This window comes from Streptomyces sp. NPDC028910 (assembly GCF_055564955.1).
This window is the reverse complement of sequence record NZ_JBVHVF010000046.1, coordinates 1-21,732: the sequence shown is the minus strand read 5'-3', so window position 1 is coordinate 21,732 and position 21,732 is coordinate 1. Positions and strand designations below refer to the sequence as shown.

General features: G+C 72.3%; 25 protein-coding genes. 14 read left to right on the top strand and 11 right to left on the bottom strand.

Going from position 1 to position 21,732, the window contains the following annotated elements; all coding sequences use genetic code 11:
- Nucleotides 1–318 precede the first annotated feature (318 nt).
- The gene (locus ACZ4TV_RS32870) at nt 319–1,113 is read right to left on the bottom strand and encodes a transglutaminase-like domain-containing protein (RefSeq protein WP_468138903.1); all 795 of its coding nucleotides are present in this window, start codon (nt 1,111–1,113) and stop codon (nt 319–321) included.
- Nucleotides 1,110–2,096 carry a GNAT family N-acetyltransferase gene (locus ACZ4TV_RS32865; RefSeq protein WP_468138901.1) on the bottom strand — a complete coding sequence of 329 codons (987 nt, stop codon included), beginning with the start codon at nt 2,094–2,096 and terminating at the stop codon, nt 1,110–1,112. Before ACZ4TV_RS32865 ends, ACZ4TV_RS32870 begins: the two co-directional genes overlap by 4 nt.
- A 117-nt stretch (nt 2,097–2,213) precedes the next feature.
- On the opposite strand from ACZ4TV_RS32865, the gene fdxA reads away from it, so the two are divergent.
- On the top strand, nt 2,214–2,543 hold the full coding sequence (gene fdxA, locus ACZ4TV_RS32860) for a ferredoxin (protein ID WP_030713714.1): 330 nt from the start codon (nt 2,214–2,216) through the stop codon (nt 2,541–2,543).
- 106 nt (nt 2,544–2,649) lie between these two features.
- Nucleotides 2,650–3,744, top strand: coding sequence for a succinyldiaminopimelate transaminase (gene dapC / locus ACZ4TV_RS32855; RefSeq protein WP_468138898.1), 1,095 nt, complete (start codon nt 2,650–2,652; stop codon nt 3,742–3,744).
- A gap of 95 nt (nt 3,745–3,839) precedes the next feature.
- Here dapC and ACZ4TV_RS32850 read toward each other — a convergent pair whose 3' ends face one another.
- Nucleotides 3,840–4,208, bottom strand: coding sequence for an ATP-binding protein (locus tag ACZ4TV_RS32850; RefSeq protein ID WP_468138896.1), 369 nt, complete (start codon nt 4,206–4,208; stop codon nt 3,840–3,842).
- A 275-nt stretch (nt 4,209–4,483) separates the two neighbouring features.
- Complete coding sequence (locus ACZ4TV_RS32845) at nt 4,484–5,461, bottom strand: hypothetical protein (RefSeq protein WP_468138894.1); 978 nt, start codon at nt 5,459–5,461, stop codon at nt 4,484–4,486.
- 87 nt (nt 5,462–5,548) lie between these two features.
- Between ACZ4TV_RS32845 and dapE the strand changes: the two genes are divergently transcribed.
- Entirely contained in the window at nt 5,549–6,628 is a 1,080-nt protein-coding gene (gene dapE / locus ACZ4TV_RS32840; RefSeq protein WP_468138893.1) for a succinyl-diaminopimelate desuccinylase, read from the top strand.
- A gap of 64 nt (nt 6,629–6,692) precedes the next feature.
- Nucleotides 6,693–7,451 carry an LOG family protein gene (locus tag ACZ4TV_RS32835; RefSeq protein WP_468138892.1) on the top strand — a complete coding sequence of 253 codons (759 nt, stop codon included), beginning with the start codon at nt 6,693–6,695 and terminating at the stop codon, nt 7,449–7,451.
- Between the two features lie 223 nt (nt 7,452–7,674).
- Here the strand turns inward: ACZ4TV_RS32835 and folP are convergent, their stop codons facing one another.
- Nucleotides 7,675–8,535, bottom strand: coding sequence for a dihydropteroate synthase (folP, locus tag ACZ4TV_RS32830; protein ID WP_468138891.1), 861 nt, complete (start codon nt 8,533–8,535; stop codon nt 7,675–7,677).
- Between the two features lie 76 nt (nt 8,536–8,611).
- Between folP and ACZ4TV_RS32825 the strand changes: the two genes are divergently transcribed.
- The gene (locus tag ACZ4TV_RS32825) at nt 8,612–8,980 is read left to right on the top strand and encodes a DivIVA domain-containing protein (protein ID WP_468138890.1); all 369 of its coding nucleotides are present in this window, start codon (nt 8,612–8,614) and stop codon (nt 8,978–8,980) included.
- Nucleotides 8,977–9,555 carry a DNA-3-methyladenine glycosylase I gene (locus tag ACZ4TV_RS32820; protein WP_468138889.1) on the top strand — a complete coding sequence of 193 codons (579 nt, stop codon included), beginning with the start codon at nt 8,977–8,979 and terminating at the stop codon, nt 9,553–9,555. The genes ACZ4TV_RS32825 and ACZ4TV_RS32820 overlap by 4 nt, the downstream gene beginning before the upstream one ends.
- A gap of 33 nt (nt 9,556–9,588) precedes the next feature.
- Here ACZ4TV_RS32820 and chcB read toward each other — a convergent pair whose 3' ends face one another.
- Complete coding sequence (gene chcB / locus ACZ4TV_RS32815) at nt 9,589–10,392, bottom strand: 2-cyclohexenylcarbonyl CoA isomerase (RefSeq protein WP_468138887.1); 804 nt, start codon at nt 10,390–10,392, stop codon at nt 9,589–9,591.
- Between the two features lie 334 nt (nt 10,393–10,726).
- Here chcB and ACZ4TV_RS32810 point away from each other — a divergent pair, with 334 nt between their 5' ends.
- Nucleotides 10,727–10,894, top strand: coding sequence for a DUF3117 domain-containing protein (locus tag ACZ4TV_RS32810; RefSeq protein ID WP_003966491.1), 168 nt, complete (start codon nt 10,727–10,729; stop codon nt 10,892–10,894).
- A gap of 130 nt (nt 10,895–11,024) precedes the next feature.
- Entirely contained in the window at nt 11,025–11,642 is a 618-nt protein-coding gene (locus tag ACZ4TV_RS32805) for a hypothetical protein (RefSeq protein ID WP_468138886.1), read from the top strand.
- 14 nt (nt 11,643–11,656) lie between these two features.
- Here ACZ4TV_RS32805 and ACZ4TV_RS32800 read toward each other — a convergent pair whose 3' ends face one another.
- Nucleotides 11,657–12,319 carry an O-methyltransferase gene (locus ACZ4TV_RS32800; RefSeq protein ID WP_030710037.1) on the bottom strand — a complete coding sequence of 221 codons (663 nt, stop codon included), beginning with the start codon at nt 12,317–12,319 and terminating at the stop codon, nt 11,657–11,659.
- 178 nt (nt 12,320–12,497) lie between these two features.
- On the opposite strand from ACZ4TV_RS32800, the gene sigE reads away from it, so the two are divergent.
- The 5 genes from sigE to ACZ4TV_RS32775 all read left to right on the top strand — a co-directional run bounded on the left by sigE (nt 12,498) and on the right by ACZ4TV_RS32775 (nt 16,807).
- Entirely contained in the window at nt 12,498–13,277 is a 780-nt protein-coding gene (gene sigE, locus ACZ4TV_RS32795) for an RNA polymerase sigma factor SigE (protein ID WP_468138885.1), read from the top strand.
- Entirely contained in the window at nt 13,274–13,933 is a 660-nt protein-coding gene (locus tag ACZ4TV_RS32790; RefSeq protein ID WP_468138884.1) for a zf-HC2 domain-containing protein, read from the top strand. The genes sigE and ACZ4TV_RS32790 overlap by 4 nt, the downstream gene beginning before the upstream one ends.
- Nucleotides 13,934–13,987: 54 nt before the next feature.
- The gene (locus ACZ4TV_RS32785; RefSeq protein WP_468138883.1) at nt 13,988–15,340 is read left to right on the top strand and encodes a S1C family serine protease; all 1,353 of its coding nucleotides are present in this window, start codon (nt 13,988–13,990) and stop codon (nt 15,338–15,340) included.
- A 143-nt stretch (nt 15,341–15,483) separates the two neighbouring features.
- Entirely contained in the window at nt 15,484–15,930 is a 447-nt protein-coding gene (locus ACZ4TV_RS32780; RefSeq protein WP_468138882.1) for a sec-independent translocase, read from the top strand.
- Nucleotides 15,931–16,075: 145 nt separating this feature from the next.
- A complete protein-coding gene (locus tag ACZ4TV_RS32775) occupies nt 16,076–16,807 on the top strand; it encodes a hypothetical protein (RefSeq protein WP_468138880.1) in 732 nt (243 codons plus the stop codon).
- A gap of 82 nt (nt 16,808–16,889) precedes the next feature.
- Here ACZ4TV_RS32775 and ACZ4TV_RS32770 read toward each other — a convergent pair whose 3' ends face one another.
- The 3 genes from ACZ4TV_RS32770 to ACZ4TV_RS32760 are packed head-to-tail and all read right to left on the bottom strand — an operon-like array spanning nt 16,890 to nt 20,049.
- Entirely contained in the window at nt 16,890–18,050 is a 1,161-nt protein-coding gene (locus ACZ4TV_RS32770) for an Mrp/NBP35 family ATP-binding protein (protein ID WP_468138878.1), read from the bottom strand.
- Between the two features lie 42 nt (nt 18,051–18,092).
- A complete protein-coding gene (locus ACZ4TV_RS32765) occupies nt 18,093–18,719 on the bottom strand; it encodes a DUF1003 domain-containing protein (RefSeq protein WP_468138904.1) in 627 nt (208 codons plus the stop codon).
- Between the two features lie 58 nt (nt 18,720–18,777).
- On the bottom strand, nt 18,778–20,049 hold the full coding sequence (locus ACZ4TV_RS32760) for a magnesium transporter MgtE N-terminal domain-containing protein (protein WP_468138877.1): 1,272 nt from the start codon (nt 20,047–20,049) through the stop codon (nt 18,778–18,780).
- A gap of 198 nt (nt 20,050–20,247) precedes the next feature.
- Between ACZ4TV_RS32760 and ACZ4TV_RS32755 the strand changes: the two genes are divergently transcribed.
- Nucleotides 20,248–21,033, top strand: coding sequence for a hypothetical protein (locus ACZ4TV_RS32755; RefSeq protein ID WP_468138875.1), 786 nt, complete (start codon nt 20,248–20,250; stop codon nt 21,031–21,033).
- A gap of 25 nt (nt 21,034–21,058) precedes the next feature.
- Here the strand turns inward: ACZ4TV_RS32755 and ACZ4TV_RS32750 are convergent, their stop codons facing one another.
- Nucleotides 21,059–21,574 (bottom strand): hypothetical protein, encoded by a 516-nt coding sequence (locus ACZ4TV_RS32750; RefSeq protein WP_468138874.1) that lies wholly within the window; start codon nt 21,572–21,574, stop codon nt 21,059–21,061.
- Nucleotides 21,575–21,732 lie beyond the last annotated feature (158 nt).

Sequence of the window (21,732 nt, the reverse complement as noted above, 5' to 3'; positions counted from 1 at the left end):
CTCCCGCCCGAACCCCTCTTTCCCGTGGGAAATTGTTTTTCCTGGGCCCCCCCCCCCCCCCCCCCCCCCAAACCCCCGGCGAGGCTGGGTTTGGCCGCCGGCGAGGCCGGGTTTGGCGCCGCCGAGCCTGGGTGCGGCCGCCGCCGAGGCTGAGGGTGCGCCGGCGGAGCCGGGTTTCCTGGGGCTCCGCCCCAGACCCCGCGCCTCAAACGCCGGCGAGGCTGGGTTTGGCCGCCGGCGGGGCTGGTTCGGCTTCGCCGGGGGTGGGGGTGGCCGTCGGCCGAGGAGGGTGCGGCCGTGGCCGCGGGCGGGGTCGGGTCAGTTCAGCAAGGCGCGGGCGGCGGCGGCCTCGGCGCGGAGGCGGGCCGCCGCGTCCGCGTCCACCGCGGCCACCACGGCGGCGTACGCCTCCAGCTCCGCCGCCCCCTCCTGGAAGGAGCCCCGCTCCACCAGCAGCCGCGCCCGCTCGTACCGCAGCGCCGCCGGATGCGAAGGCAGCAGCAGCGACAGCTCCAGCGCCCACAGGGCCACCCCCGACTGCTCCGGGCGGGCCGACGCCCACGCCCGGATGTTCGTCAGGATCCGCAGCACGATGTCCAGCGTCCTGGCCGGCGTACGCGGCTGCGCCGCCAGCTCCGCGGGCCCGGCGCCCAGGGAGGCGCCGCCCGCGAACGGGTCCACCACCACGCCCTCCTCCGGATCCCCGAAGCCCACCACGAAGTGCCCCGGCAGCCCCAGCCCGTACACCGGCGCCCCCGCCCGCCGGGCGACCTCCAGCCACACCACCGACAGCAGGATCGGCAGCCCGCGCCGCCGCCGCAGCACCTCGTGCAGCAGCGAGGACGACAGCCGGTCGTAGTCCGCCGGGGTGCCGTGGAAGCCCAGGCGCCCACCCAGCAGTTCCGTCACAGCCGACGCCCACGCCCGGCCGCCCCGCAGTCCGTACGGCAGCATCCCGGCCAGCCGGTCCAGCTCGATCTGCGCCCAGTCCATGCCGCGTTCGTCCAGCTCCGGGTCCGCCTCCGTCGCCAGCAGCAGACACAGCAGCGCCAGATCGGGCCGCTCGGACCGTGCCTCCGCCGCGAACCGCTCCCGCCAGGCCGACGAACTCACTCGGACGCCCGGTAGTGGTGGTACATGTGGTGCGTCGCGAAGCCCATTGCGTCGTACAGCGCCAGCGCCCCCGCATTGTCCGTCTCCACCTGCAGCCACGCCGCCGACGCGCCCTCCTCCAGGGCCCGCCGCGCCAGCGCGGCCATCACCGCCGTCGCCAGGCCCTCGCGCCGGTGCGCGGGATCGACGGCCACCGCCGAGAAGCCGGCCCACCGCCCGTCCACCACACAGCGCCCGATGGCCCGGCCCCCGGGCAGCGCCGCGAACCACACCGACGGCCCCTCGACCAGCATCCGCCGGGCCAGGTCCGGGTCGCTGACCTTCCCGTAGCGCCCGAGCCACGCCTCGTCCGGGACACGGGTCAGACGTACGGACCCGGCGGCGGGCGCGTCCACGTCGCCCAGCGGCGCCAGCGCGCAGATCCGTACCTCCGCCGACACCTCGGCCACCCAGCCCCGCCGCTCCAGCTCCGCGCAGAGCAGCTCCTGGGTGCCGGCGGCCCCGGTCGCGGCCTGGACATAGGCCGGAAGTCCTCGTTCCGCGTACCAGGAGGTCACTCGCTCGAGTGCATCGTCCAGCGGTATGCCCGGGTCGCCGAGCGGCAGCACCGAATTGGCCCGCCGGGTGAATCCGGCGGCCGCCCGCAGCGTCCACTCGCCCAGCTGCTCGCTCTCCAGCGGCTGCCAGGACCGCGCCGCGACCCTCGTCAGCTCCTCGAAGGAGGCCGCCGGGCCACGCCGCCGGGCCGGCGCCGGAGGCACGATCTTGCCCGCCACCAGCGACGATTCCGCGATGCGGACGGACTGCCCGTCCTTCTTTGTGATCAGCAGCACACCCTCGTTCCAGGATGTGAGAACACCGACCGTGTCCGTGAACTCGGGTGATCCGCTCAGTCCGGCCTCCACCCGTCGTACAGAGACTCGTTTACCCACGTCAGCCGGGGTAATTCGGACCTCCAGCAGTCCACCCGCAGTGATTTCCACAGCTCTGTCCGCCCCTCCTGTTCGGATCGTGCCCGGGAACGGAGATACTAGGGGCGGGCATCGACGACGCCGCGCTCCCGCGCGATATGGAAAGCCCTACCGAGGAGGAACGAGAGCGTGACCTACGTCATCGCGGAGCCTTGTGTCGACGTCAAGGACAAGGCATGCATCGAAGAGTGCCCCGTCGACTGCATCTACGAGGGCCAGCGGTCCTTGTACATCCACCCGGACGAGTGCGTCGACTGTGGTGCTTGTGAGCCGGTCTGCCCGGTCGAGGCCATCTTCTACGAGGACGACACTCCGGAAGAGTGGAAGGACTACTACAAGGCGAACGTCGAGTTCTTCGACGAGCTCGGTTCGCCCGGTGGTGCTTCCAAGCTGGGCCTGATCGAGCGCGATCACCCCTTCATCGCTGCGCTGCCCGCCGGCATCAACGGCGAGCACTGACCTTTCACGGCAGAAGCGCCCCTCGGTCCCGTACGGCCTTTCCGCCGCACGGGACCGAAGTGTTTTCCGACCCCGCAACCAGCACTCAGAGAGAGCAGAGACCACCGTGGCCGCAGTATCCGACCGTCTTCCCGCCTTCCCCTGGGACAAGCTGGAGCCGTACAAGGCCACGGCGGCGGCCCACGCGGACGGCATCGTCGACCTGTCGGTCGGCACGCCCGTGGACCCGGTCCCCCAGCTGATCCAGCGCGCCCTGGTCGAGGCCGCCGACTCCCCGGGCTACCCGACGGTGTGGGGCACGGTCGCCCTGCGCGACGCGATCACGGGCTGGTTGCGCGGCCGCCTCGGCGCGAGCGCCGCCGGACACCGCAACGTCCTGCCGGTCGTCGGCTCCAAGGAACTGGTGGCCTGGCTGCCGACCCAGCTGGGCCTCGGTGCGGGCGACAAGGTCGCGTACCCCCGGCTCGCCTACCCCACGTACGAGGTCGGCGCGCGGCTGTGCGGCGCGGAGGCGGTCGTCTACGACGACCCGATGGAGCTCGACCCGGCCGGTGTGAAGCTGCTGTGGCTCAACTCCCCCTCCAACCCCACCGGGAAGGTCCTCGCCAAGGAGGAGCTGATCCGGATCGTGGCCTGGGCGCGCGAGCACGGGATCCTGCTCTTCAGCGACGAGTGCTACCTGGAGCTGGGCTGGGAGGCCGAGCCCGTCTCCGTCCTCCACGACGACGTGTGCGGCGGCTCGTACGAGGGGATCGTCGCCGTCCACTCCCTCTCCAAGCGCTCCAACCTGGCCGGTTACCGGGCCGCCTTCATCGCCGGTGACGCGGACGTGCTCGGCGAGCTTCTGGAGATCCGCAAGCACGGCGGCATGATGACCCCGGCCCCGGTGCAGGCGGCCACGGTGGCGGCGCTCGGCGACGACCGCCACGTCGAGGAGCAGCGCGAGCGCTACGCGGCCCGCCGCGCGGCGCTGCGTACGGCGCTGGAGGCGCACGGCTTCCGGGTCGAGCACAGCGAGGCGAGCCTCTACCTGTGGGTGACCCGGGACGAGCCCTGCTGGGACACCGTCGCCCACCTCGCGGGCCTGGGCATCCTGGTCGCGCCGGGCGACTTCTACGGAGAGGCGGGCGCGCGGTTCGTGCGGGTCGCCTTCACCGCCACCGACGAGCGCGTGGAGGCGGCGGTCAAGCGCCTCGGCTGAACCGCCGGCGGGGTACGGGGCCCCGGACCGGGCCCGAACGGCCCGAGGGGGCCGGGAGTGCGCACTCCCGGCCCCCTCGGTGGTCCTGCGGTGTATCAGCTGCCGAGCGGCGCGCCGCCGGGCAGTCCCGCCGGCAGGACACTGCCCACGGGCAGCTCGGACACCGGCAGCTCCTGCGCCGTGGGCAGCCCGCCGAGCAGGCCTCCCGCGGTACCGGCCACGTCGCCGGCGGGCGCCGGCAGGGTCTTGGTGGCGGCACCGGCGGTGTCCACGGCGCCCGTGGCCGCGTCCGCGGTCGCGTCCGTGGTCGCCTCGGGGGCGTCCGTGGCGGTGAGTGCGCCCAGCTGCGGCACGGACTCCAGACCGGCGGCGTTGGCCGCGCCGGCCGCACCGACCACGGGCGCTGCCCCGGCTGCGAGGAGCAGCGCGGCACGGGCGATCCGACGGGTCAGGGGGAGGGACATGTTGCTCCTAAGCGGTAGCGGCTGAGGTACGCCGTGATAACCGCTCGGGGGGCGGGTGGAGTTGCGGCACCGGCGGGTAAAGGATCGGTAACGCATCGTTTAATCGGCTTCCGCGACAAGAGCACCGGATGCGCGCCGACCAGGGCTTCCGCCTCTCTCCGGAATCCGTGGACCGCCCGACCGGTCCCCCCGCAGGGGTGATCGCTCGTACGTGTGCCCCCGTGCCCGTGTGCCCGTGCCCGGCGCAATCCGGAGCGCCCCGGAGCGTCCGGAGTTCAGCGGGCCAGGAAGATCCGCACCTCGCCCGGCGCCGCGTCGTGGGGACCCCCGTCGCCGTTCTTCGCCTCCGCGCCGCCCCGGTTCTGCCACCGGCCCTTGTCCTGCCCCGCGACCCAGCCGCGCGGGCCGTAGGAGACCCGGGAGATGCCCAGCTCGCGCGAGTTGGCCACCGCCCAGTGGGCCATCGCCCGGCTGCGTCGCGTCGCGGCCTCGCCGCCGTCGCGCTTCTCCACCAGGGTGACCTCGGCCTCCGCGACGCCGCGGCCCCCGCCGCTGTCCCGACCGGCCCGGGCGGCCTGCGGGGGAAGGGTGTGCAGCGCGTCCTTGCCGAAGATCCGGGTCAGGTCGGCCCGCACCCTCTCCGGGTCGCCCGGTCCCTCGGGCGCGGGCCCGCCGCAGTGCAGGGTGCCGCCGCCGGCGAAGGCCGCCGTCAGCACGGTCGCGTCCGGCTCGTGCTTCGCGTACGCCTGCGGGTAACCGCTGCGCTGCACCTTCTGCGCGGCCACCGTCAGCGGCAGCCGCGAGTACCCCGGCACCTCGACGAGGCGGTCGTAGAAGATCCCGGCCGAGTAGACCGGGTCCGTGATCTGCTCCGGAGTGCCCCAGCCCTGCGAGGGCCGCTGCTGGAAGAGGCCCAGCGAGTCCCGGTCGCCGTGGTCGAGGTTGCGCAGCGAGGACTCCTGCATGGCGGTCGCGAGCGCGATGGTCACGGCCCGGTCCGGCAGGCCCTTGGCGACGCCGACGGCGGCTATCGTCGCCGCGTTCGCCGCCTGCTCCAGGGACATTTCGTACGATTCGGATGTTCCACCCTGGTCGGCCGCGTTCGCGCCGGCCAGGCAGAACGGGGCGCCGCCACCGCCGTTCGAAGCGCGCTGCACGGCGAGATAGCCGATCACCGCGAGGAGAACGAGCAGGCCCACGGCCGTACGGAACGGCCTGCGGCGACGAGGACGGGGATCACGGATCTCGGACACGCGGCCCACCGTACTTGAGGCATATGACGCGTCCACCGGCCGGACGTACGAGGCCCCGCCGCAGCCCGGGGCGTTAGGGTCGGGACCATGTCCGAATCCGAGCTGGACCTCACCCTGGACGCTGCCGAGCTGACCGCCCGGCTCGTCGACATTCCGTCCGTGAGCGGCGACGAGAAGGTACTCGCCGACCTCGTGGAACACGCGTTGCGCGGCCTGCCGCACCTCACCGTGGACCGCTTCGGCAACAACGTCGTCGCCCGTACGAACCTCGGGCGCGCCGAGCGCGTCGTACTCGCCGGCCACCTCGACACCGTGCCGATCGCCGGCAACGTCCCGTCCCGCCTCGACGAGAACGACGTGCTGTGGGGCTGCGGCACCACGGACATGAAGTCCGGTGTCGCCGTGCAGCTGCGCATCGCCGCGACCGTCCCCGCGCCGAACCGGGACCTCACCTTCGTCTTCTACGACCAGGAGGAGGTCGCCGCCGACCTCAACGGCCTCGGCAAGGTCGCGGCAGCCCACCCCGACTGGCTCACGGGCGACTTCGCGGTCCTGCTGGAGCCCTCGAACGCCGAGGTCGAGGGCGGCTGCCAGGGCACCCTGCGCGTGCTGCTGCGCACCTCCGGCGAGCGCGCCCACTCCGCCCGCAGCTGGATGGGCTCCAACGCCATCCACTCGGCGAGCCCGATCCTGGCCACGCTCGCGGCGTACGAGCCCCGCAGGCCGGTCATCGACGGCCTGGAGTACCACGAGGGCCTCAACGCGGTCCGCATCGAGGGCGGCGTCGCCAACAACGTCATTCCCGACGCGTGCACGGTGACGGTCAACTTCCGCTACGCCCCGGACCGCAGCGAGGCCGACGCGCTGGCCCACGTACGGGAGGTGTTCGCGGACTGCGACATCGCCGAGTTCGTGGTGGACGACTCCTCCGGCGGCGCCCTCCCCGGCCTCTCCCACCCGGCGGCCGCGGCTTTCATGGAGGCGGTCGGCGGGCGGGCCATGCCGAAGTTCGGGTGGACGGACGTCTCCCGCTTCAGCGCGCTCGGCGTCCCGGCGGTCAACTACGGCCCGGGCGACGCCCTGCTGGCGCACAAGGTCGACGAACGCGTCGAGACGAAGGCGATCCTGCACTGCGAGGAACGACTCCGCGCCTGGTTGACCTCGTGAATTCCGCTTCCGGTCACCTTCGTGCGCCTAACCTGATCCAACGATCAGCAGGAGGGAGCACATCATGGGCAACCCCGAAGGTAACGCTCGCCGTCAGCCCGAGGAGCAGCTGCTCGGGCCGGTGCTGAGGAGGCGGAGCCAGATCAAGGCCGGCAGTACGACGGACCAGCGGCTGCTGGACTCCGCCGGGCCTTCCGAGTGGGTGCACACCGATCCCTGGAGGGTCCTGCGCATCCAGTCGGAGTTCATCGAGGGCTTCGGCACGCTCGCCGAGCTGCCGCCCGCGATCAGCGTGTTCGGTTCGGCCCGCACCCCGGCGGGGACGCCGGAGTACGACGCGGGCGTACGGATCGGGAGCGCGCTGGTGGACGCCGGCTTCGCGGTGATCACCGGCGGCGGTCCCGGAGCGATGGAGGCGGCCAACAAGGGCGCCCGCGCGGCCAACGGCATCTCGGTCGGCCTCGGCATCGAGCTGCCCTTCGAGCAAGGGCTCAACCAGCACGTCGACCTGGGGCTGAACTTCCGGTACTTCTTCGTCCGCAAGACGATGTTCGTGAAGTACAGCCAGGGCTTCGTCGTCCTGCCGGGGGGCCTGGGCACGCTGGACGAGCTGTTCGAGGCGCTGACCCTGGTCCAGACCCAGAAGATCACCCGGTTCCCGATCGTGCTGTTCGGCACCGAGTACTGGAGCGGCCTGGTCGACTGGCTGCGGAACACCGTGATCGCCCAGGGCAAGGCCTCGGAGAAGGACCTGTACCTCTTCCACGTCACGGACGACGTGGAAGAGGCGATCGCGCTGGTGACGAAGGAAGTCGGGAAGTAGCCCCCCGGCCCGGCTCCCCGCGGCCCCCGGCCGCCGGGAGCCGGGCGGGCTAGGGGGTGTCCGGTGGATCAGGGTCGGATAGCCCGGGTCGTCTGGTGCCGTGCATTGCAAGGCGGAGGAGGGAGTCCATGCGGAGCATCGACGACCGACGACAACGCGGCAAGGCGCGGTGCCAGGCGGCCCGGGCCCGGCCCTGATCCACCGGACACCCCCTAGTGGTGTCTCAGGCCAGGCCGCGGCGGGCCACCGCCGGGGGGCGCAGGCCCTGGATGGAGCGGACCATGTCGAGGATCTGCCGGGTTTCGGCGACCTCGTGGACGCGGTAGACCTGCGCGCCCAGCCATGCCGAGACGGCCGTCGTGGCCAGGGTGCCCAGCAGGCGCTCCTTGACCGGCTTGTCGAGGGTCTCGCCGACGAAGTCCTTGTTGGACAGGGAGACCAGGACCGGCCAGCCGGTGTCGGTCATCTCCGACAGGCGGCGGGTGGCCTCCAGCGAGTGGCGGGTGTTCTTCCCGAAGTCGTGGCCCGGGTCGATCATGATCGCGTCCCGCCGGACGCCCAGCGCGGCGGCGCGTTCGGCGAGCCCGACCGTGACCCGCAGGATGTCGGCCATGACGTCCTCGTACTCGGTCCGGTGCGGCCGGGTGCGCGGCTCCACCCCGCCCGCGTGGGTGCAGACCAGGCCGACGTCGTAGCGCGCCGCGACCTCCGCCAGTTTCGGGTCCACCCCGCCCCACGCGTCGTTCAGCAGGTCCGCCCCGGCCTCGCACACGGCCTCGCCGACCTCGTGCCGCCAGGTGTCCACGCTGATCACCGCGTCCGGGTGGCGGCGCCGGACCTCGGCCACGAAACCGACCGTGCGCCGCGCCTCCTCGGCCGCGTCCACGTGCTCGCCCGGGCCCGCCTTGACCCCGCCGATGTCGATGATCGCCGCGCCCTCGGCCAGCGCCTGCTCGACCCGGTCCAGTGCGGGCTCGTCGCGGAACGTCGCGCCCTGGTCGTAGAAGGAGTCCGGAGTCCGGTTCACGATGGCCATGATCACCGGCTCGTGGGTGTCGAACTCGCGCCTGCCCAGTCGCAGCATCCTGCTCTTTCCTCCTTCGGCGGCCCTTGCGCCTCGCCTGCGACCTTAACCTGGTGGCCGGAGTCTCTCAGGGGAGTTGATCGTGTTCTGGTTCTTGATGATCGCGCTGGTCGTGGTCGTGGCCGCGGTCACCCTGGCGGTGATCGGCGGAGGCTCGGAGGCCGTCCTGCCGGAAGCGGAACCGGACCGGGTGGCGGACGGGCTGCCGGAGACCCGGCCCGTCGTACGGGCGGACATCGACGCCCTGCGGCTGCCGGTCGCCCCGCGCGGATACCGGATGGCCGAGGTGGACGACGTACTGGAGCGGCTCGCGGCCGAGCTCGCCGAGCGGGACGCGCGGATCGCGCAGCTGACGGCCGCGGTGGCCGCAACGGCGGCGGCCGGGTCCACCGCCCCGGCGGACGAGGCCGGCCCGGTCGACCTCGGCAAGGACGGTGAGCGGTGAGCGGCCCGGTGGCGGGGGCGGACGGCCGGCTGCGCTGCCCGTGGGCGCTGTCCACGCAGGAGTACGTCGCCTACCACGACACCGAGTGGGGCCGGCCCGTCCACGGCGACGACGCGCTGTACGAACGGCTGTGCCTGGAGGCCTTCCAGTCGGGGCTGTCCTGGCTGACGATCCTGCGGCGCCGCGAGGGGTTCCGTAAGGCCTTCTCCGACTTCGCCATAGCGGCGGTCGCGCAGTTCGACGACCGGGACGCCGAACGGCTGCTGGCCGACGAGGGGATCATCCGCAACCGGGCCAAGATCGAGGCGACCCTGGCCAACGCGAAGGTCCTCGCCGGATGGGAGCCGGGCGAGCTGGACACCCTGATCTGGTCCCACGCGCCGCAGGAGCCCGGCCCCGCCCCGCTGACGATCACCGAGGTCCCGGCGGTCACCCCCGAGTCCATCGCCCTCGCCAAGGCCCTGAAGAAGGCCGGCATCCGCTTCGTCGGCCCGACCACGGCCTACGCCCTGATGCAGGCCTGCGGGCTGGTCAACGACCACCTGGCCGCCTGCGCCTCCCGCGACCCGGCCTGAGCCGGGACGGATCGCGGGAGTCCCGAGAGGGGGTCAGCGGCCCAGGTACTTCGGCGGCTGCTTCGCGAGGAAGGCCTGGACGGCGATGCCGTGGTCCTCGGAGGCCCCCGCACGGGTCTGGAGGACGTCCTCGTGGGCCAGGGCCTCCGAGAGGGAGTGGGAGGCCCCGTAGGCGAGGGACTCCTTCAGCGCGGCGTACGCGACCGTCGGGCCGGCGGCCAGCGCGCGGGCCACGGACACGGCCTCGGCGTGCAGCTGGTCCGAGGGCACCAGGCGGTTGGCGATGCCGAGCTCGTACGCCTCCTGGGCCTTGACCGAACGCGGGAAGAGCAGCAGGTCCGAGGCGCGGGAGCCGCCGATCAGGCGGGGGAGCGTCCACGAGACCCCGGAGTCGGCGGTCAGCGCCACCCCGGCGAACGAGGTGTTGAAGGAGGCGGTGTCGGCGACGACCCGGAAGTCCGCCGCCAGCGCGAAGCCGAAGCCCGCCCCGGCCGCGACGCCGTTCACCCCGGCCACCACCGGCTTCGGCATCTCGGTGAGCGTCCGCACGATCGGGTTGTAGTGCTCGGTGACCGTGCTCATGGTCAGCGAGGAGCCGCTCTCGCGGTCCGCCGCGAGGTTCCCGATGTGCTCCTTGAGGTCCTGGCCCACGCAGAAGGCCCGGTTGCCGGCCGCGGTCAGCAGGACGGCCCGTACCGCGGTGTCCTCGGCCGCCGCCCGGACCGCGTCGCGCAGGGCGACCTTGGCCTCGGTGTTCATGGCGTTCATCGCGTCCGGACGGTTGATCGTGATGGTCGCGAGTCCGTCGGTCACTTCGTAGAGCACGCTGTCGGCCATGGCAGGGGGTCCCCCTTCGTCGCGGGCTTGGCTACCGGTCGGTATCGTCCGGTGCAAAAGCCCAGCATGGCGGACCGGACGTGGTGCGCACATGTGATGTGTGTCAAAGAAAGCCGATGCCGTTCGCCGGGCGGGGCGGCGAAGTATCGCAGGCGAGTCCCCGAAATGAGTGGTTTTGGCCGAGCGCGTTGCCCAAGCGTTCCCGGGCGATGTTGGTCATCGGGTCCTGACATGCGGGATAATGGCCGGGAAGCAATGTGTTCGATGCCGGGTATTAGGCGCCTGAATGGGGCCGTCGGCTGACGATGAGCTGGTTTCAGGAAGGGGAACGAGCATGGCGGCCATGAAGCCGCGGACGGGCGACGGCCCGCTCGAGGTCACCAAGGAGGGGCGGGGCATCGTCATGCGCGTACCGCTCGAGGGCGGCGGTCGGCTTGTCGTCGAACTGACCCCTGATGAGGCGGACGCCCTGGGTGACGCCCTGAAGAAGGTCGTCGGCTGACCCCCCAAGGACGCTGACAGCACTTCCACCTTCTGCGTTTTCTGCATTCTCTGCGCTGCCCCGACCGCGATCAGCGGCCGGGGCAGCGTTGTGTCGTGTTCGAGGACCTGATCCGCGCCGGAGCCACGCCGTGACCTTCTCCCCGCCCGCGCCGCCCGCCTTCGCCGACTGCACTCCCCGGCAGAAGGCGGCCCGGGTCATCACCGACGTCCTGGCTCCGGCGAACCTGGTGGTCGTCCTGCTCCTGCTCGTCGGCTGGCGGACCACCGGGTCGTGGTCCGGCCTCGGCTGGGGGCTGCTCGGCGCGCTGTTCTGCGGTGTGGTCCCGCTCGGCATCATCCTGCTCGGCGTCCGGCGGGGCGCACTGACGGACCAGCACATACGGGTGCGGCGTCAGCGGGTCGTCCCGATGGGGCTGAGCCTGCTGTCCGTCGTCGCCGGGATCGCCCTCCTGTACCTCCTCGGCGCCCCCCGGGCCGTCTCCGCGCTGGTCGTCGCCATGCTCGTCGGGCTGGCCTCGTCCCTGCTGGTGACCGTGGGCTGGCAGATATCCCTGCATAACTCGGTGGCCGGGGGCAGCGTGATGATCCTGCTGCTCGTGTTCGGCCCGTGGATGCTGCCGGCGGCTCTGGCCGCCGTCGCCATCGGCTGGTCCCGCCTGGCCCTCGAGGCCCACACGAAGGCCCAGGTCCTCGCCGGCACCGCACTGGGCGGCACGGCGGCCCTCACCTTCGCCCTCCTGCGCTAGTCGCGCTCAGTCCCTCAGCGACGCACGGCGCACAGCAGCCCGTCGCCCACCGGAAGCAGCGCGGCCTCCAGGGCGGGGCTCTCCCGGACGCTGCGCAGCAGCTCGCGGACCCGGAGCACTTCCACCGGCTGGGCCGCGGAGTCGACCGTACGGCCGTCGGAGAAGACCCCCTCGAAGCACACCAGCCCGCCGGGGCGCAGCAGGCGCAACGATTCAGCGAGGTAGTCGAGGGACTCGGTCGGGTCCCCGTCGCAGAACACGAGGTCGTATCCGCCGTCGGCGAGGCGCGGCAGGACGTCGAGGGCGCGGCCGGGGATGAAGCGGGCGCGGTTGCCCGCGAAGCCGGCGGCGCGGAAGGCCTGGCGGGCGAAGGCCTGCCGGTCCGGTTCGGGATCGACCGTGGTCAGCACCCCGTCGGGGCGCATTCCGTGCAGCAGGTGGATGCCGGAGACGCCGGTTCCGGTGCCGATCTCGGCGACCGCCTTGGCATCCGCGGTGGCGGCCAGCAGGCGCAGCGCGGCCCCGGTACCGGGGGAGACGGAGCGCAGGCCCGCTTCCCTGGACCGGTCGCGGGCCCATCGCAGAGCGTCGTCCTCGGCGACAAACGCGTCGGCGAACGCCCAGCTCGTCTGCCGGTTGCCGGTAATGACCCTCTCCTGTCCCCATAGTTGGCGCAACGGTGACTGTATCCGTTGACGTCGGGAACCCGCAGATGGGACCGGGCGTTGTGAGGGGTGGAGGCGGGATAAGAGGGGACGGTGCCGGGCAGATCGACGGCCGGGACCGCTCCGGGGCCTAAATCTCGCGTAAAGATACTGCAAAAATCCTTATCCGGAGCTGACAGAGGGGGTGGCTATGGTAGTGACTCCACTGGACACCACCAGAGCCGATAGGGGAGGTGCGGCTGCGCCTGTGGATCGTGGGGGCGTGTTCAGACGCCTCTTCTGGTCGGCGGGTGAGCCGAAATCCGTGACCTACATTGCTGACCGCTTCCACACCGCAGACACCGCAACCACCGCGACCTTTGCCGCCGATGCGGGCTCCCAGGCGTGGACACCTCCTTCATGGGAGGAGATCGTCAGCACGCACAGCGCGCGGGTCTACCGCCTTGCCTACCGTCTGACGGGCAACCAGCACGACGCCGAGGACCTGACCCAAGAGGTCTTCGTCCGCGTTTTCCGCTCGCTGTCCACGTACACCCCCGGCACCTTCGAGGGCTGGCTCCACCGCATCACCACGAACCTCTTCCTGGACATGGTCCGCCGCAAGCAGCGGATCCGCTTCGACGCGCTCGCCGACGACGCCGCCGAGCGGCTCCCGAGCCGCGAGCCGTCCCCACAGCAGGTGCTGCACGACACCCACTTCGACGCGGACGTGCAGCAGGCGCTGGACACCCTCGCTCCCGAGTTCCGCGCCGCCGTGGTGCTGTGTGACATCGAGGGCCTGTCGTACGAGGAGATCGCCGCCACGCTCGGCGTGAAGCTCGGCACCGTACGCAGCCGCATCCACCGAGGCCGTTCGCACCTGCGCAAGGCGCTCAAGCACCGGTCCCCCGAGGCCCGCGCGGAGCAGCGCGCGCTGGCCGGGGTGGCCGTGGGCGCGCCGGGTGCCGGGGGAGAGGGCGGATCCGAGTGAGCGGAGTCAGTCCGTCCCCCGCCGAACAGCACCTGGGCGACCGGCTCGCCGCCCTGGTGGACGGTGAGCTGGAGCACGACGCGCGCGAGCGGGTCCTGGCCCACCTGGCGACGTGCGCCAAGTGTAAGGCCGAGGCCGATGCCCAGCGCCGCCTGAAGACCATGTTCGTGGAGAGCGCGCCGCCGCCGCTGTCCGCCGGCCTGCTGGCGCGGCTGCAGGGGCTACCGGGCGGCGGCCCTGACGGTCCGTCCGGCCCCGCCGGACCACCGGGCCCGCCGGGAGCCGACGCGTTCGGGGCGTTCGCGTACGGGCTGCCCGTGGCCGCCCGGCCGCAGCAGCAGGGCTTCCGCATCCACGAGGTGGGCCGGCCGCGGCGCCGCTTCGCCTTCGTCGCCGCCGGAGCCGTCTCGCTGGCCGCGCTCGCGCTGGGCGGCGCACTGCCGCTGGAGACCACGGAGCCGAACCTCCGGGGGGATTCACCTGCCCCCGCATCCCGGCCCGGCCCTGCCCTGCCCGTGTCCGACGCCGCGGCCCGCGACCGCCTGCCCACCACCCCCGCGGCCGTCCCGACCCTCCTGTCGACCGTCGCGACGCCTCTCCCGCCCGTCCATCCCTCCTCGCCGAGCTCGGCGAGGCCGGTCTCCCTGCTGCGCTGACCCCGGACCTGGTTGAATCTGCGGCACATGCGCATAGGTACGCGGGGAGCGCCCATGGCCGACAGGCAGCAGACCGATCCGGCTCCGCAGTGGTGGAGCCGGCCCGAGGGCACGGCCGACGGCCGCCGCGAAGGAGTTCCCGTCCCGCGGCCCGAAGCTGGACCCGGAGCCGGGGTCGGGGTCGGGGCGGGGGCCGAGGGGCGGCTCCCGATCGAGGACGCCGCCCCGGACCAGGAGCCGGCGGCCCCCGTGGTGCGGTACGACCCCTGGGGCGAGCAGCCGTTGCACGTCGTGGACCGGGGCAGGGAGCGGCGCGGGTTCCGGCTGTGGCAGGTGGCGGCCCTCAGCGCGGGAACCGCCCTGCTCGCCGGCGGGGTCGGCGGTTACCTCGGCGTGCTCGCGGAGCGGCAGAGCAGCACCCGGCTGGAGCTGCCCCAGGCCGGTGTCGCGGACAAGGGCCGGGCGCCCGAGAGCGTGGCCGGGATCGCGGCCACCGCGCTGCCCGGCGTGGTGACCCTGCACGTGCGCGGGGAGAAGGGCGGCGGCACGGGAACCGGCTTCGTACTCGACCAGCAGGGCCACATCCTGACCAACAACCACGTGGTCGCCGACGCCAAGGAGATAGCGGTCACCTTCAGCACCGGCGAGAGCGTCACCGCCCAGCTGGTCGGCCGCGACTCCGGTTACGACCTGGCCGTGGTCAAGGTCAGCGGGGTGCGGGGGCTCCAGCCGCTGAGCCTGGGGAACTCCGAAAACGTGAAGGTCGGCGATCCGGTGGTGGCCATCGGCGCGCCCTTCGACCTCTCGAACACCGTGACCGCCGGGATCATCAGCGCCACCGGCCGGCCCGTCACCGCGGGCGGCGACAAGGGCGACGGCAGCGACATCAGCTACGTCGACGCGCTGCAGACCGACGCCCCCATCAACCCCGGGAACTCCGGCGGCCCCCTGCTCGACGCCAAGGCCCGCGTGGTCGGCATCAACAGCGCGATCCGCGGGGCCGACAAGGACGATCCCACCCGGCAGGGCGGCTCCATCGGTCTCGGCTTCGCCATCCCCATCAACCAGGGCAAGCGCGTCGCCGAGGAGCTCATCCGCACCGGCCGCGCCACGCACCCCGTCATCGGGGTCACCCTCGACATGGAGTACACGGGCGACGGAGCCCGGGTGGGGGACAAGGCCGAGGACGGCAAGCCGTCCGTGATCGCCGGCGGACCGGGCGCGCGCGCCGGGATCAAGGCCGGCGATGTGATCACCAAGGTGGACGGCCAGCGCGTGCGCGGCGGTGACGAGCTGATCATCAAGATCCGGGCCCACCGCCCGGGCGACCCGCTGACCCTCACCGTGCTCCGCGAGGGGCGCGAACGCACGCTGGACGTCGTCCTCGGATCGGCGAACGGCTCATGAGCGCGGGATGAAGGCCGGGATCACCCCCGGACGAAGTCTGGGGGAGAAACCACCACGGAGGCGGCACGCAGGTATGGGCCCGCGCACAACGCCGGGTACCGTGTGTCGGGGCCCGAAGTGAGACAGAGCCGAGGAGCGGCAAGGTGTTCAACGACATAGGCGCACTCGAACTCGTCACGATCGTGGTGCTCGCCATTCTCATCTTCGGCCCGGAAAAGCTGCCCAAGGTCATTCAGGACGTCACGGGCGTCATCCGTAAGATCCGTGCGTTCTCGGACAGTGCGAAGCAGGACATCCGCTCCGAACTCGGCCCGGAATTCAAGGATTTCGAGTTCGAGGACCTGAATCCGAAGACCTTCATCCGCAAGCAGCTGAGCGAGAACGAGGACCTCAAGGAGCTCCGCAGCAGCTTCGATCTCCGCAAGGAGCTGAACGACGTCGCCGACGCCGTCAACAGCACGGAGACCGATCACGCCCCGGCTTCCTCCGCGTCCGCCGCCACGCCCGCCGCCACCGCCCCGGACCTGCTGAAGAAGCCCGCCGCCCCCGCCCAGGACCAGCGCGCGCGCTTCGACGCCGACGCGACGTAGGCCGTCCAGCGGTGCCTGACCGGCGATCCGGTGGTCGGATGGCTATCCTCCATCTGTCCGGACGCAGGACGCCCGAGGAGGGGGTCCCCCCAGCGCAGCGAGGGGGAGGGCCGTTCCGGACCCCACGGATCGAGAGGCCGCTCAGATGGAGACGACGAGCAGTAGCCGGGTAGGGGCGCAGACCGCCGAGGCCCCCGCCACCGCCGCCGCACCCGCGCAGGAACCGCAGACCAGTCCACAGACCGACACGCCGCCGCAGGAGCCACCCGCGCCCGTACCGGCGGCCCGCCGGACGGCCGAGGGGTTCCTGGCGGCCGACTTCCCCTGGTACGGGCTGGACGGGGCCTTCACGGGCCCCCGCTGGCTCATGCAGGTCGGCACCGCCGCCGACGGCACGGTGGAGCACGGATCCACCGGCCACGGCGACGAGCCCTCCGCCAGGGGCGAGATCGCCACCGGCGAGAAGGAGCGCTTCGCGGTGGTCATCACCGTGGCGAGCAACCCGCTGCGCCGCAGCACCGACGGCACCGGCGTCCTGGAGGCCACCTCGGTCTCCTCGGCGGCCTGGCTGGCCGGCTCCGGGCTGCTGGCCTACAGCTGGCCCGGGCAGATGGACCACTCCCTGCGCGACGACTGGCTCGACCAGCAGACCGAGGCCGCGTGGGAGCTCGCGGACGACCTCGCCGGCGCGGACTGGTCCACGCTGTCGCTGCCGGTGGACGGGCAGCCGACGCCGTTCCACTACCGCGAGTCGGAGTTCGGCTGGGTGCTGGCGGGGTCCACCGGGAGCGGGGTCCACCTGGGCGCGTACGGGCGGGGGATGAGCGCGTACGGGCTCGGGTTCTCGGTCATCGCGGACCTGGCGACGTACGAGTAGGGATACGGGCAGGGGTACGGGAAAGGGCACCGCCGGCCGGCGGTGCCCTTCTCGCTGCGCGGCCCGGTGCGGGCCGGCCGGTTCAGAACTTGTTGCGCGGAGTGATGCCCAGGGACATGCCCGACAGGCCGCGCGCGCGGCCGCCCAGCTTGCCCGCGATCGCGCGCAGCGCCGCACCGGCCGGGGAGTCGGGGTCGGAGAGGACGACGGGCTTGCCCTCGTCGCCGCCCTCGCGCAGCCGCACGTCGATCGGGATCGAGCCCAGCACCGGCACCGTCGCGCCGACCGTCTTGGTCAGCCCGTCGGCGACCTTCTGCCCGCCGCCCGAGCCGAAGACGTCCACCATCTCGTCGCAGTGCGGGCACGGCAGGCCCGACATGTTCTCGACGACGCCGACGATCTTCTGGTGGGTCTGCACGGCGATCGAACCGGCCCGCTCCGCCACCTCGGCCGCGGCCTGCTGCGGGGTCGTGACGACCAGGATCTCCGCGTTCGGCACCAGCTGGGCCACCGAGATCGCGATGTCACCCGTACCCGGCGGCAGGTCCAGCAGCAGCACGTCCAGGTCGCCCCAGAACACGTCGGCCAGGAACTGCTGGAGGGCTCGGTGCAGCATCGGCCCGCGCCACACCACCGGCGCGTTGCCCGGGGTGAACATGCCGATGGAGATGACCTTCACGCCGTGCGCCGAAGGCGGCATGATCATGTTCTCGACCTGGGTGGGCCTGCCGTCCACGCCCAGCATGCGCGGCACGCTGTGGCCGTAGATGTCCGCGTCGACCACGCCGACCTTCAGGCCGTCCGCCGCCATCGCCGCGGCCAGGTTGACCGTGACCGAGGACTTGCCGACGCCGCCCTTGCCGGACGCGACCGCGTACACACGGGTCAGCGAGCCGGGCTTGGCGAAGGGCACCTCGCGCTCGGCGGTGCCGCCGCGCAGCGAGGCCGCCAGCTCCTTGCGCTGCTCGTCGCTCATCACGTCCAGCGTGACGGCGACCGAGGTGACGCCCGGGACCTTCTCGACGGCCTGGGTGACGAGCTGGGTGATGGTGTCGCGCATGGGACAGCCCGACACGGTCAGGTAGACCGTGACGGCGACCGCGCCGCCGTCACCGATCTCCACCGATTTGACCATGCCGAGCTCGGTGATCGGCCGGTGGATCTCGGGGTCGTTCACCGTCGCCAGAGCGTCCAGGATCGCGTCCTGCTCAGGCACGGCGGCGGAGCTTGTGTCGGTAGCCATGCCCCGATGGTACGGCTCGGTAGCAGGGCTCGGGAAAGCCCGTCAGCGGTCGCCTTCGTCACGTTCCGCGGGGAATAGCCGCCGCTCGTCCATCTCCTTGATCAGGTCCTGGAACTCGGACCTGATCCAGTCGCGCGTGGCGACCTCGCCCAGACCCATCCGCAGGGCCGCGATTTCCCGGGTCAGGTACTCCGTGTCGGAGATGGACCGCTCGTTCTGCTTGCGGTCCTGTTCCAGATTGACCCGGTCGCGGTCGTCCTGCCGGTTCTGCGCGAGCAGGATCAGCGGAGCGGCGTAGGAGGCCTGGAGCGACAGCATCAGCGTCAGGAAGATGAACGGGTACTCGTCCCAGCGCAGCTCCTTCGGCGCGAAGACGTTCCACAGCACCCAGACGATGATGACCAGGGTCATCCACACGATGAACCGGCCCGTGCCCAGGAACCGCGCCACCCGCTCCGAGAGCCGCCCGAAGGCCTCCGGGTCGTACTCGGGCAGCAGCGACCGGCGCGGCGCGCGCGGCAGGTCGAGGCGCACCCGCGACCGCGTCAGCGCGCTCGCCCCGGTGCTCACGCCGGACCTCGCGCCGCGCTCGGCGGCACGTTCGGCCGCTTCCGCCGCCAGTCCGTGCTCGCGCGCCTGCATCCGGCCCTGCTCGCGCCGCTCCCGGATCTGCTCCCGGCGCCGCTCGCGCGCCTGCTCGCCGCGCCCCCGGTCGAAACGCCCTCGCTCAGTGGCCACCTACGGCCTCCTCGGAATGGAAATCCGTCTCCCGCCAGTCGTCCGGCAGCAGGTGGTCCAGTACGTCGTCCACCGTCACGGCGCCCAGCAGCGAGCCGCTCTCGTCGACCACCGGCACCGCGACCATGTTGTAGGCGGCGAGATGGGTGGTCACCGCCGGCAGCGAGGCGTCCGGCCGCAGCGGCGGAAGGTCCGTGTCCACGATCGAGCTGACCAGGGTGAACGGCGGATCCCGCAGCAGCCGCTGGAAGTGCACGGTGCCCAGGTACTTGCCCGTCGGCGTCTCGTCGGGCGGCCGGCACACGTACACCTGCGCCGCCAGCGCCGGCGACAGGTCCGCCTGCCGGACCCGGGCCAGCGCGTCCGCGACCGTCGCGTCCGGCCGCAGCACGATCGGCTCCGTGGTCATCAGACCGCCGGCGGTGTTCTCCTCGTAGGACAGCAGGCGGCGCACATCGGCCGCGTCGTCCGGCTGCATCAGCGTCAGCAGCCGCTCCTTGTCGTCCTCCGGCAGCTCGGAGAGCAGGTCGGCCGCGTCGTCCGGGTCCATCGCCTCCAGGACGTCGGCGGCGCGCTCCTCCTTCAGCTTGCCGAGGATCTCCACCTGCTCGTCCTCGGGCAGCTCCTCCAGTACGTCCGCGAGCCGGTCGTCGTCGAGGGCGTTGGCCACCTCGGCGCGGCGCTTCGGCGTCAGGTGGTGCAGCACGTTCGCCACGTCGGCCGGGCGCATCTGCTCGAAGGTGGCGACCAGGTTCTCGGCGCCCTGCCCGTGCTCCTCCAGCGAGAAGCCCGTAACCGCCGACCACTCCACCGTCAGGGTCTCGCCGCGTCGGCGCAGCGCGCCCGACTTGCCCTTGCGCACGAAGATCCGGTCGATCTCCCAGTCCCGGCGGGCCGGCAGCTGCTGGATGGCCACGTCCAGGACGGTGACCTCCTCACCGCTGGCGACCAGCGTCACCCGCCGGTCCAGCAGTTCGCCCAGGACCAGCCGCTCGGTGGGGCGCTGCTCGAAGCGCCGCATGTTGATGACACCGGTGGTGATGACCTGTCCGGACTCCACGCCCGTGACCCGGGTCATCGGGAGGAAGATCCGGCGCCGGCTGACCACCTCGACCACCAGGCCCAGCAGCCTTGGCGGGCGGCCGCCGACCCGCAGCATCGCGACGAGGTCGCGGACACGGCCGACCTGGTCGCCGTTGGGGTCGAAAACGGGCACACCCGACAGATGCGAGACGAAGATCCGCGGGGCGCCTGCAACCATCCGAGCGCCTCCTAGAGCGTGAATCAACAGTCCTGCCGTGCCTCAGGCTAGCCCGTGCCCCGGGAAACCGTCCTGGTGGGGCGGTCCGCCCGGGGGCCGTCGCCGCCCCCTCGTCACCCGGGGCGCGGTCGCGGGATGCCGCGAACGGACCGGTACGCTGCCTGCTGCTCGCAGACGACCGACGAGAGGCACCTGCCCGTGACCGCCTACTTCCCTGCCGCGCGGCTGCGCCGGGCCGCCTTCATCGGTGCGCTGTGCGCGGGCCTCGCCGTCACCGGTACGGGCTGCGGGGACGACCCCGACGAGGGCACGAACGGCATCGGCAAGCTCTCCGCCGACAAGATCGAGGAGAAGGCGAAGGCGGCCGCCACCGAGGCGGACTCGGTGCACCTGTCCGGCACGCTGGTGAGCGGCGGCAAGTCCTTCACCCTCGACATGCGGTTGAAATCGGACGGCGGCTCCGGCGAGGTGAAGTCGCAGGACGACACCTTCCAGCTGCTACGGGTGGGGGAGCAGCTGTACCTGAAGGCGAGCGCGGCGTTCTGGGGCCAGTCCGACTCGGCCGGCAAGCTCGGCGACAAGTACGTGAAGGTGCCCGAGGGTGATCCCTCGTACAAGCAGTTCCGCGGTTTTACCGACATGGACGTCCTGCTGGACGGGCTGCTCGGCCTCGAGGGCAAGCTCGCCAAGGGCTCCTACACCAAGGTCGGGCGCACCCGCGCCGTCCAGGTCACGGCGGACGACGGCAAGGGCGGCAAGCTCTCGGTCTCCCTGGAGGGGACCCCGTACCCGCTGCTCATGGAGCGCGCGGGCGGCGCGGGCCGGGTGGAACTCGCGGAGTGGGGCAAGGCGTTCCCGCTGGATCCGCCCGCGCAGGACCAGACGGTCGACTACGGTTCCCAGCTGCCGAGGACCAAGGAGCAGGGCGGCGACCCGGCCCCCTCCAAGAGCTCCGGCCAGGGCTCGAACCCGACGAAGCCCTAGGGGGTGTCCCGCGCCCGGAAATGGCCTAGCCGCGGGCGGCCTTCTTGCGCCTCAGGAGCAGCTTCGGCAGATGCGCCGGGATGGGCCTGCGCGTGATCGCCGGGGACGCCAGCGGGGCCGCCGCCAGCGAACCGCCCGGCAGCTGCGCCCGCACCGACTCCGGCTCCAGCCGCAGCAGCCGGCACTCCCGCGCCCACCGCTCCGTCATCTCCTCCGAGTCGGGCGCGTTCAACCGCTTGCCCTTGAGCTCGGCGACGGCCGCCGCCCACTCCTCGCCGCGGGGCGCGAGCTCCCGTACCGTCGCCGTCCAGGCCACCAGCCGGCCGCCCTTGTCCTTGCTCCGTACGGTCACCTCGGCGCTCGCACCGTCCGCCAGCCCCGGGAACGGCTGCTCGCCGGGCCCGTCGCCCAGCACATGGGCCGCGCCGTCCACCCAGGCGTGCCACAGGGCGCGGTCGGCCCCGGCGCCGCGGACCCAGATCAGGCCGGACTTCTTGGTGGCCTCCTCGACGAGGGCCAGGTCGAGCGTGCTGAGAGTCATGCGGACAGGGTAGGGGGTCCGCCCCCGGGCGCGCGGGCGTGTCCACCCGCAAGACGCCCGGACAGGCCTAGACGAGTAAGTCCGAAGTCTTCGGGCGCATGAAGCGAGGGTCTCGTTGATCCGTTTGTGACGACAGATCTCGAAACCCTCGCGACAGC